Origin of the sequence: Gelatiniphilus marinus, assembly GCF_042684345.1 — a bacterium.
GTDB lineage: Bacteria > Bacteroidota > Bacteroidia > Flavobacteriales > Flavobacteriaceae > Gelatiniphilus > Gelatiniphilus marinus.
The window spans coordinates 205,221-214,985 of sequence record NZ_JBHULK010000006.1 but is presented as its reverse complement, the minus strand read 5'-3'; the positions used below and the strand labels follow the sequence as shown (position 1 = coordinate 214,985).

Sequence of the window (9,765 nt, the reverse complement as noted above, 5' to 3'; positions counted from 1 at the left end):
GGTATTCCAAATGGTTCTTTGCAACTCTATAGAAAGAGAGGACTCGTACGTGTCATGGATCTGTAATTCTAAAACACGTTATAGTTCTCCTCTTTTTCTATATAAAGTTATTTATTACAAACTAAAGAAACACGTTAAACGAACCTCTCCAAAAACAAAACAAGTTTGCAGTTAAAACATAAATTAACAAATATGTACGTTAGCGATTGTCCTAAAGTTTCGGGAGCATCCCTTTTTAAAAAATGGAAAGAATTAATCTTGTAGAAAACTAAAATTTTACAGATTGCCCCACTTCAACTGCGCTCATTGCAGGCTACCTTCGTCATTGCAATGACGTTGCTTTTAAAAAGATATAGTGGAAAGCGCGACTCTTTTAAAAGGCTCAAAAAATTAAACTTTACAGTTCATAATAATAAAAAAATATGTAGGTTTGTATCACTAAAAAAACAAAATATATGTCGTTTTCTGAATTATTTGATAGTGGTTTTAAAAAACGTAACGAAGACCACTTTGCCGCCATAGTACGAGTTGCCATGGACGATGGAATTATTACCGATGAAGAAAAAGCATTTTTAGACAGATTAGCCCGTAATTTAAGCATTAGCGAAATTGATTATAAAATCATCTTAAAAGATTACAGATCGCACCCTATAAATCCGCCATCATCATACAGCAGACGCTTGGAGCGTTTATACGATTTAACACGTATGGTTTACGTAGATCAAATTAATGGAGACCCAGAACACAGGCTTTTAAACAAAATTGGGGTTGGACTGGGGTTTAATACAGCAAACGTAAAGTACATAGTGGACAAAGCCTTGGCATTAGTAAAAAACAATGTTAACCTTGAAACCTTTATGGAAGAGATTAAAATGATGAACAGGTAATCTATACCATACATTAATATACTGAAAATGCAGACTTACAGGGTCTGCATTTTTTTTACCTATATTTAATTAAACCGCTTTCGCAGAACATTTACATTTAAATGTTTTCCTGTGGGCCTAGTTTTAAAATTGCACAAAAGCTTCTTGAAATAAGATAGAGATATTAACTGCTTTTCAAAAAAAGTAACCCGAATTCCTATTAATAAAACAATACCTCCAAACACCATTTGCAGTGTAATTGTTTCATCAATAAAAAACCATGCTAATAACGACGACAATATCCCTTGGCCCAACAAGCTTACAGAAACCCGGGTGGCACGCATATGCTTTGTGGCATAACTAATAAGTAACCACGCTAGCAACTGGCAAACTACAGCTTGTATTACCAATACCGACCAACCCAAATTGGAAAACCCGGTAAAAGGTTCGTTTAAGGCATAACTTACCAGGCCTAAATACAAAGAAGAAGCCGTTAAGGTAATAGTCATAAAAGACAAAATATTCATACTCCTTAGTACCTGCTTGCTTATAAGCATATAAAAAGCATATAAAACCCCAGAAAGTACGCCAAAACTAAAGGCCAAATCGAAATCTAAATTTTTAAATACCGAGAAGCCAACTAACATCATCATACCTAAAACGGCTATTATCGTGCCTATCCAGAAATTGGTTTTAGGTTTGTTTTTTAAAAAAAACAACGCTAAAACACCTACCCATACCGGCGATAGATTGGTTAACAAAGAAGCCTGTGTAGCTGTAGATCCTTGTATGGCAATATTCCAAACAGCAACGTCGCTACCAAAAATAACGCCACAAACAACAGCTAAAATACCCGCTTTTAAATTTGGTATTTTAAGCTGGCGCCTAATTAAAACATAAGGCAAAAGCAATAATAACGAAAACAACATTCTGTAAAATGCCGAAACAACGCCAGGTGCTAGGTTAAGTTTAACCAAAATAGGAAACACCGAAATACAAAATATCCCAATAACAAGTGCAATTCTTGGCTTTTTCATCTTTAGTAATAGCTTGTTAAAAATAAACCGGCAAAAATAGCTGGCCGTTTAGTATTGAATTAACACTAAACTAACCATTAACGGTACTATATTATCCTGTTTTTTTCCTAAAATGCTATAATGGGCTAGGTATTACAATTAAGATAAACGTAAGAAATCGTGCAAACCATTTTAAATATTAAATACCAGAACAAACACCTCAATAAATTGCAAAAAAAAAGACTACCTTTTACAGTAGTCTGTTAGTGAGGCGTCGAGCGGATTCGAACCGCTGTAAAAGGTTTTGCAGACCTCTGCCTAGCCACTCGGCCACGACGCCTTATTGGTTGCAAATGTAAAAAAAAATATTACTTAATCTTACAAAAAATTACTTTTTATGTTTATCGGTCATTTTTATCGTTACACGTGCCACATCGCCTCCTATGGGCGGATTTAATTTACTTACCCAAACGCTTGCTTTTTTTACCGTTTTATCTTCTTTAAAAATCCTATTTAGAATACGCTTTGCCACGGTTTCAAGTAAATGGGAAGGTTTGTCCATTTCTTCCTTAATAATTCGGTTTAAAAACACATAATCAACAGTATCTGTTAACTTATCGGTTTTTGCAGATTGCTGTAAATTGGCTTTAACCTTTAAATCTACACGATAATCGCTTCCTATTTTAGTTTCTTCTTTTAAGCAACCATGATAGGCAAACACACGAATATTCTCTACTTTTATAATTCCCATAAGGTATCTTTTTAAGTCGCCAAAATTACCTAATTTTGCACAATATTTTTGTTTAATATCAATAGTTTTTAAAAGCTGTTGTACAGCGCTGCTAATTTTTATGTCTGAAGAAAAAAAAACACTTAACTTTTTAGAGCAAATCATAGAAGACGATTTAGCCAACGGTATGCCAAAAAACAAGCTTCGATTTCGTTTTCCGCCAGAGCCTAATGGGTATTTGCACATTGGGCATACCAAAGCAATTGGCATTAGCTTTGGTTTAGGAGAAAAATACAATGCACCTGTAAACCTGCGTTTTGATGATACCAATCCAGCTAAAGAAGAGCAAGAATATGTTGATGCCATTAAGCGCGATATTGCTTGGTTAGGCTATACTTGGGCAAATGAATTGTATTCTTCAGATTATTTTCAGCAACTTTACGATTGGGCCATTTTACTTATTAAAGACGGAAAGGCTTATGTAGATTCTCAATCTAGCGAAGCTATGGCCCAACAAAAAGGCACACCAACTCAACCAGGAGTTGATGGCCCTTACAGAAATAGAAGCGTAGCTGAGAATTTAAACCTTTTTGAACGTATGAAAGCTGGCGAGTTTGATGAAGGTTCTCATATTTTACGGGCAAAAATTGATATGCAACATACCAATATGCTAATGCGCGACCCCATTATGTACCGCATACTAAAAAAACACCACCACAGAACCGGTAACAATTGGTGTATTTACCCAATGTACGATTGGACCCATGGCGAGAGCGATTACATCGAACAAATTTCGCACTCGTTATGCTCTTTAGAGTTTAAACCACATAGAGAACTTTACAACTGGTTTAAGCACCAAGTGTATAACTACAGCAAAAACCAATACCCCTTACTGCCTAAACAGCGCGAGTTTGCACGTTTAAACTTAAGCTTTACCATAATGAGCAAGCGCAAATTGTTGCAACTTATAGAAGAAGGTATTGTAAATGGGTGGGACGACCCACGAATGCCTACCATTTCTGGTTTGCGCCGCCGTGGCTACACCCCAAGTGCCATCAAAAAATTTGTTGAAACCGTTGGTGTTGCAAAACGCGACAATGTAATAGATGTATCGCTTTTAGAGTTTTGCATTCGCGAAGATCTAAACAAAACGGCACCACGGGTTATGGCGGTTTTAAACCCTGTAAAACTGGTAATTACAAACTATCCGGAAGACAAGGAAGAGTGGTTAAAAGCCGAAAACAATCCAGAAGATAACAATGCGGGAGCTAGAAAAGTACCGTTTTCTCGTGAGCTGTTTATTGAAAAAGAAGATTTTAAAGAAGAAGCAGGAAGCAAGTTTTTTAGATTGAAACTAGGCGGCGAAGTGCGACTTAAAAATGCTTACATTATTAAGGCTGAAAGCCTTGTAAAAGATATTGATGGGAATGTTAATGAAATTCATTGTACTTATAATGAAGACACATCAAAAAAAGTAAAAGGCACCTTACATTGGGTATCTATTAAACATGCTATAAAAGCTGAAGTTAGAGAATACGACAGGTTGTTTATAAATGAAGCCCCAGATAGCCATCAAGATAAAAGTTTTATGGATTTTATCAACCCAAACTCATTAAAAACCATCGAAGCTTTTGTAGAACCAAGTTTAAAACAAGCCAAAATGGGCAATAGGTTTCAGTTTCAACGTTTAGGCTATTTTAATGTTGATAGCGATTCTACTTCTAATCAATTAGTATTTAATAAAACAGTTGGTTTACGAGATTCGTGGGCCAAACAAAAACCAAAACAAAATACCAACGAAAAGCCATCAAAAACACTGCAAAACAATAACAGACCAGCAATTGAACTTATAAAATCTTACGGCAAAAAGTACGATAGATTACCAGAAGATAAACAAGCTAAAGCCAAAACAGAAATTCAAGAATTAGCAAAACAAGTAACTTATAATGATATAGAACCCTTGTTTAATACTTCTGTAAAAAAATCTGGAACACGTATTGTTACCATGATTACTTTGGGTGTTCTATTGCAAAACGGTTTAGAAAAAAACGATGTTATTAACGCTTTTATAACGAAAGCTTTAGAAGATAAAAACGCGTTGTTAGTTACTGAAGCTAAGGCTATTTAGCACAGTGCTAAGTGTTAAAAAAAAATGCGGGCGTAATATTTTTAGCTATATTTAGCTTATAACTAAAAACTAAAATATTATGGAAATGCCAATTAACCCCATAGCAATCCCAATTGCTGCAGTTGCTGCTCTAGTTGTAGGATTTATATGGTACAACCCAAAAGTATTTGGAAACGCATGGATGCAAGCTTCTGGAATGACAGAGGAAAAAATAAAAGGCGGAAATATGGCCAAAATATTTGGATTAGCCTTGTTTTTTGCAGCCTTATTAGCCGTACAGCTTATGCAAATGACCAACCACCAATGGGGCGCCTTTGGTATGGTTGGTGGAGATCCAACTACAGCTTTACCATCGTTTAAAGCGTTTATGGCAGATTACGGAACAGCCTACAGAACCTTTAAACACGGAGCGTTTCATGGCACACTGGCAGGAATTTTTGTAGCGCTTCCCATTATTGGAACCAATGCCTTATTTGAGCGCAAAGGGGCCAAATATATATTTATAAATGCTGGATATTGGATAGTAACATTAGGAATTATGGGCGGTATTTTATGTGGGTTGTAGAATAATTAAAATAGCAGAATCATAAAAAAAATGTTTTAAAAACCATTTCAAGGCCAATTAACTATAGCTTTATCTTATACCACGCCTCTTTTTTATAAGTATTGGTTTTTGCTTCTTTTTCTCGACTAAACAATTTTAAATGGGTTTCGTTAACTTGCTTGTTTCTATACCCCAACAAATGAAAAAACGGTTTTGCCAAATATCTGGCAGTTTTAAGGTTAACCATTAAAGCGCCTTTGGTATGGTTTATCCAAGAGACTCCTGGAAGAAACACCAAAAGCTCATCAAAACGAAAACGCCGTAATATTGCCGATAGTTTCAAGTAAAACGGTTTTATGGTTTTAATAATAAAAAAGCCGTCGTCGCCTTTGGATTGATATAGCGGCATAAAAATTTTGGCATTGTGCTTTGATATAATTGGCTTATTGTTGCTATGCGCCAAAGGAGTGCCTTTTTTTATATTCTGAAAACTTTTAAACCCATTAAGCATTTTAAAGTCCTGATCGGGTTTTATTTTATATTGATATACAACCTCGAAAACATCTTTAATTTGTTCTGCATCATGCTTTAAGATGTTATAATAATCTTCAAAACCAAAAAGTGCTTCTTTTTTTAAAACACCTGTATAGGCTAAGGTTAAAAAAGCAAATGCAATACAGTTGGTTGTAGATGTCTTTAAGTCGTGCTGTCCGGCTTCGAAACCTAAAGACACATATCCTAATTGGTTTATATAACTTAACAAAGGGCCTTCTAAAAACTCTTCGATACCCAAAACAATTGGCACGGGAAATTGCTTAGAAAACTTTCTGTTTATTAGGGCATCATTTATAGTTATAAACGGTAGTGAAATACTGGAAGTAGTATGAAAGTCTATAAAATAAAACGGGCCGCTTTCTTGGTTTAAAATAGTTTGCAATAGATTAAATATCTGAAAAGCTTGCTGTTCTTCGTTGTTTAAAATAGACTTATTAAAAAGCGTTTCAATTTGCGAGGGCGTCCAGAGTCTATTTAAATCTTGGTCTATGTAACGCTGGTTGGTTTTAAGTGCTGTTAGGTTGCCTAAAATCCCATAAATTGTTCCTTTAACAGTTTTAGGTTTAATATGTTTAAAAAGAAGCTGTAGTGCTTTTACCCCGGCTTTTTCGTTGCCGTGGATGCCGCCAAAAAAAACAACGGTTGCCCCTTTGGTTGGGCCTTTAACTTTACCAATTATTCTATTAAGGTCTGCAGGGTTTTCGAGTATTTCGGTATTTTCTTTTAGCATTCATCAAAATCTTTTAGCGTAATCAATCCGTTTAATTTATCGTATTTAATGACTGGCAAACAACTAATGTTATGGGTTTTCATTAAGCGTTTGGCTTCTTCTATGGGTTTGTTCTCGGTAATGGAAACAATATTGGTGTTCATTATTTTTTTTACTGAGCCATGCAAAACTTCAGCGTTATTTAAACAGTCTTTTATATCTGTCCAGGAAATGATGCCAATAATTTTTCTGTGTGCATCTATTACTGGCATGTGGTGGATGTTTTTCCATTTCATAATATGCAACACCAGTTCTACGCTATCGTTTTTATCTACCGAAAAAATATCGGTATTCATAATATGCTTAACGGTTCTGGAGTCTTTAAACGGCGAGTCTGTATTGGTTTTTAGTCTATTCCAAGTTGATACCGGATAGCCTTTTTCTTGTTTTTCGTAAAGTTTTGCGGTTAATATTTGCATAGCCTCGTACCTGTTATGCGTGGTTTTTAAATGTCTGTAGTTTCTAGTTAACCATTCGGCACCATTGAGACTTGTTATCCTATTTTCTATAATGCCTAAATAATACTCGGCATCTTTAGGAGAAATACCAACGCTGTAAAGCCCTCTATAGGCCATGGGCAAAAGTTCGTTTTGTACAAGGTCGAGACTGGAAACGTATTTACCATTCCAATAAAATTGAGCGGCCATTCCGTAACGAGCGGCATTAAAAAAGTTGGTTTTTACATCTTTAAAATCCCATTTTTCATGTATGTTTTTATAGGCTTTTGGTTGCCCAAGCATAGCACCTACCCAAAGTGCCATGTTCGCAATTTCGTCTCTTGTGGTTGGTCCGGAAGGGATGTAACGATTTTCTATGCGTAAATGTGGGTTGCCATTGCCTGTGCCGTAGCAAACCCGGTTCCAGGGGTAAACCGTACCATTGTGCAAATTTAAGGCACTTAGTTTTGGTGTTTCGTTGTTTTGTACCATTTCTAGACTATCTCGCATAAAATCTGTAGAAATAAAGCTTCTAAAACGCGAAATATTATCTTTAAAAATATCGGTTATCGATCCGGTTTGCCAATCGTTACCAAAGCTAACACGAGATTGTTTTTCGTTTAATAAAAAAGAGTTTGCGCGCGTATCTACGCTTTGGGTAAAGAGTGCTATTCTGGTTTCGCTCCAAAGTTCTTTACCAAATAATATTGGGGAGTTGGCACATACACTTAAAATAGGCCCCGAAATGGCTTGTGCCCAATTATAGCTATCTATAAACGTTTTTGGGTTAATTTGTAAATGCATCTGGAAACTTGTATTGCAGCCTTCTAACATAACCGAATCGTGAAGCAGGTTTAGCTCGTCTGCACCTCTTATATGTATGCTAAAATCTTGTTTTCTGGTTTTTTTTACGGCTTCGTTTAAAACCTTATAGCGTTTAATGGGTGTCATTTTATCTTCAGTAATGCTATCTAGGGTTAGCGAAGGCAAAATACCCGTTAAAATTATTTTGGTGCCCATTTTGCTGGCAACCGCTTTGGCTTTATTAAGAAGTTTATCCAGCTGGGTGTGCAATTCTGAAAAACAATTGCCTTTAAGCTCTATAGGGTCAAGGTTTGCTTCGAGGTTATAATTACCTATTTCGGTGGTAAAATGGTGGTCGTTAATTGCTTTTAAAACCGCCATGGCATTGTTGTCTGGTAAAAAGTTTTTGTTTACCAAGCAAAACTCTTGCTCTGCACCAATGCGGATGGGAGATTCTTCAATCATGCCCTTATCTATCATCATTTCCAAAGCTTCAATGTCGTTTATTAAATGATGAATATAATGTGCTTTCTCCTTTTTGTTATTTAGTTTTCTAATATTCAAGTCTCCCATGGTTTCTAAAATTACTTAAAACAAATTAAAAAGATTAAATTACTGTATGTTAAATAAATAAAGAATGATTTTTATCATATAAAAATATCGTTACACGGGTATTGATTCTTATTCCTATTTTTGCGGTTACATTTAACAAAGTATGGCTGCCTCTTATCCAAAAAAAGAAAAACTAAAAAGCAAAAAGCTTATCGACCAACTGTTTACAGATGGACAGTCGGTTTCTGCTTTTCCGTTGCGTTTGGTGTATTTGCCCACCACTTTTAATGATAAGGTTAAGGCAAAAACAGGCGTTTCGGTAAGTAAGCGCAACTTTAAAACAGCTGTTAGCAGAAACCATATAAAGCGTTTGTTAAGAGAGGCTTATAGACTAAACAAAGCTGATTTTTTTAACAACACGACAACACAATATGCGTTTATGATTTTGTACATTGGCAAAGACAAACCCACATTTGCCCAAGTAGAAACCAAAATGAAACACTTATTTGAAAAGTTTTTAGATAAGGTTTCGCAATAAAAAGTATTTTTCATGAAACTATTTTCTTACTTATTTTTACTGCTACTCCCTTTGATGTGCTCTAAAGCGCGATCTAATGATGAGGCATCAGTAGAATACGATGTTGTCTCAGAGGTACTTTACAAAGAAGAACCACCATCGATAAACGCTTTGGTTTCACTACCTAATGGAGATATTGAGCAAAAATTCATCAAAGAATCGTTTTTGCGTTTTGAAACCCAAGATTTAGACAAAACCTACAAGCAAATCAATCAATTTATAACTCAAAATAAAGGGTTTGTTCAAGATGATAAATCCAATAAGTCGTACCACACAATCACAAGACATTTAACCATAAGAATACCTACAAATAATTTTCAGAAAACTATAGATTCCATAAGTAATCATGTTTCATTTTTTGATACTAAAAGAATATCATCAAAAGATGTAACCGAAGAATTTATAGATTTAGAAGCGCGACTAAAAGCCAAACAAGTCCTAGAGAAACGCTATTTAGAACTGCTTTCGGGAGCAAAAAATGTAAAAGAAATTCTTGACATTGAAAAAGAACTATCTAAAATAAGAGAAGAAATTGAAGCCAAACATGGTCGATTAAAATATCTAACAAACAAAGTTGCTTTAAGCACATTAAATATAGAATTCTATAAACTCTCAGCCAAAAGAGGCATTACAGTTTCCTACGGAACAAAAATGTGGAACGCTATTAAGTCTGGTTTTAATGGATTATCTATGTTTTTTATAGGATTATTGCATATATGGCCGTTTATAATTATACTTATAATCTTGTTCTTTTTAATTAAAAAATGGCTCAAAAAAAAGAAATAAC

General features: G+C 35.1%; 9 protein-coding genes and 1 tRNA gene. 5 read left to right on the top strand and 5 right to left on the bottom strand.

The window, feature by feature from the left end:
* The first annotated feature begins 455 nt into the window (after window positions 1–455).
* Window positions 456–887, top strand: a complete 432-nt coding sequence (locus ACFSQS_RS13875) for a TerB family tellurite resistance protein (protein WP_388020164.1) — start codon at window positions 456–458, stop codon at window positions 885–887.
* A 65-nt stretch (window positions 888–952) separates the two neighbouring features.
* On the opposite strand, the gene ACFSQS_RS13870 is transcribed toward ACFSQS_RS13875, so the two are convergent.
* The 3 genes from ACFSQS_RS13870 to folB all read right to left on the bottom strand — a co-directional run bounded on the left by ACFSQS_RS13870 (window position 953) and on the right by folB (window position 2,633).
* Window positions 953–1,903 (bottom strand): DMT family transporter, encoded by a 951-nt coding sequence (locus ACFSQS_RS13870; RefSeq protein ID WP_388020161.1) that lies wholly within the window; start codon window positions 1,901–1,903, stop codon window positions 953–955.
* A gap of 248 nt (window positions 1,904–2,151) precedes the next feature.
* Window positions 2,152–2,222: transfer RNA gene (locus ACFSQS_RS13865), tRNA-Cys, on the bottom strand.
* A gap of 48 nt (window positions 2,223–2,270) precedes the next feature.
* The gene (gene folB, locus ACFSQS_RS13860) at window positions 2,271–2,633 is read right to left on the bottom strand and encodes a dihydroneopterin aldolase (RefSeq protein ID WP_388020158.1); all 363 of its coding nucleotides are present in this window, start codon (window positions 2,631–2,633) and stop codon (window positions 2,271–2,273) included.
* A gap of 100 nt (window positions 2,634–2,733) precedes the next feature.
* Between folB and ACFSQS_RS13855 the strand changes: the two genes are divergently transcribed.
* Together ACFSQS_RS13855 and ACFSQS_RS13850 are read left to right on the top strand one after the other, a co-directional pair.
* Window positions 2,734–4,740, top strand: a complete 2,007-nt coding sequence (locus ACFSQS_RS13855; protein WP_388020155.1) for a glutamine--tRNA ligase/YqeY domain fusion protein — start codon at window positions 2,734–2,736, stop codon at window positions 4,738–4,740.
* 85 nt (window positions 4,741–4,825) lie between these two features.
* On the top strand, window positions 4,826–5,305 hold the full coding sequence (locus ACFSQS_RS13850) for a DUF1761 domain-containing protein (RefSeq protein WP_388020185.1): 480 nt from the start codon (window positions 4,826–4,828) through the stop codon (window positions 5,303–5,305).
* Between the two features lie 61 nt (window positions 5,306–5,366).
* Here the strand turns inward: ACFSQS_RS13850 and ACFSQS_RS13845 are convergent, their stop codons facing one another.
* Together ACFSQS_RS13845 and ACFSQS_RS13840 are read right to left on the bottom strand one after the other, a co-directional pair.
* Entirely contained in the window at window positions 5,367–6,569 is a 1,203-nt protein-coding gene (locus ACFSQS_RS13845; RefSeq protein WP_388020152.1) for a succinylglutamate desuccinylase/aspartoacylase family protein, read from the bottom strand.
* The gene (locus ACFSQS_RS13840; RefSeq protein ID WP_388020149.1) at window positions 6,563–8,422 is read right to left on the bottom strand and encodes a CBS domain-containing protein; all 1,860 of its coding nucleotides are present in this window, start codon (window positions 8,420–8,422) and stop codon (window positions 6,563–6,565) included. The genes ACFSQS_RS13845 and ACFSQS_RS13840 overlap by 7 nt, the downstream gene beginning before the upstream one ends.
* Window positions 8,423–8,564: 142 nt before the next feature.
* Between ACFSQS_RS13840 and rnpA the strand changes: the two genes are divergently transcribed.
* Both rnpA and ACFSQS_RS13830 read left to right on the top strand, forming a co-directional pair.
* Entirely contained in the window at window positions 8,565–8,939 is a 375-nt protein-coding gene (rnpA, locus tag ACFSQS_RS13835; protein WP_388020146.1) for a ribonuclease P protein component, read from the top strand.
* Window positions 8,940–8,951: 12 nt separating this feature from the next.
* The gene (locus ACFSQS_RS13830) at window positions 8,952–9,764 is read left to right on the top strand and encodes a DUF4349 domain-containing protein (protein ID WP_388020143.1); all 813 of its coding nucleotides are present in this window, start codon (window positions 8,952–8,954) and stop codon (window positions 9,762–9,764) included.
* Window position 9,765 lies beyond the last annotated feature (1 nt).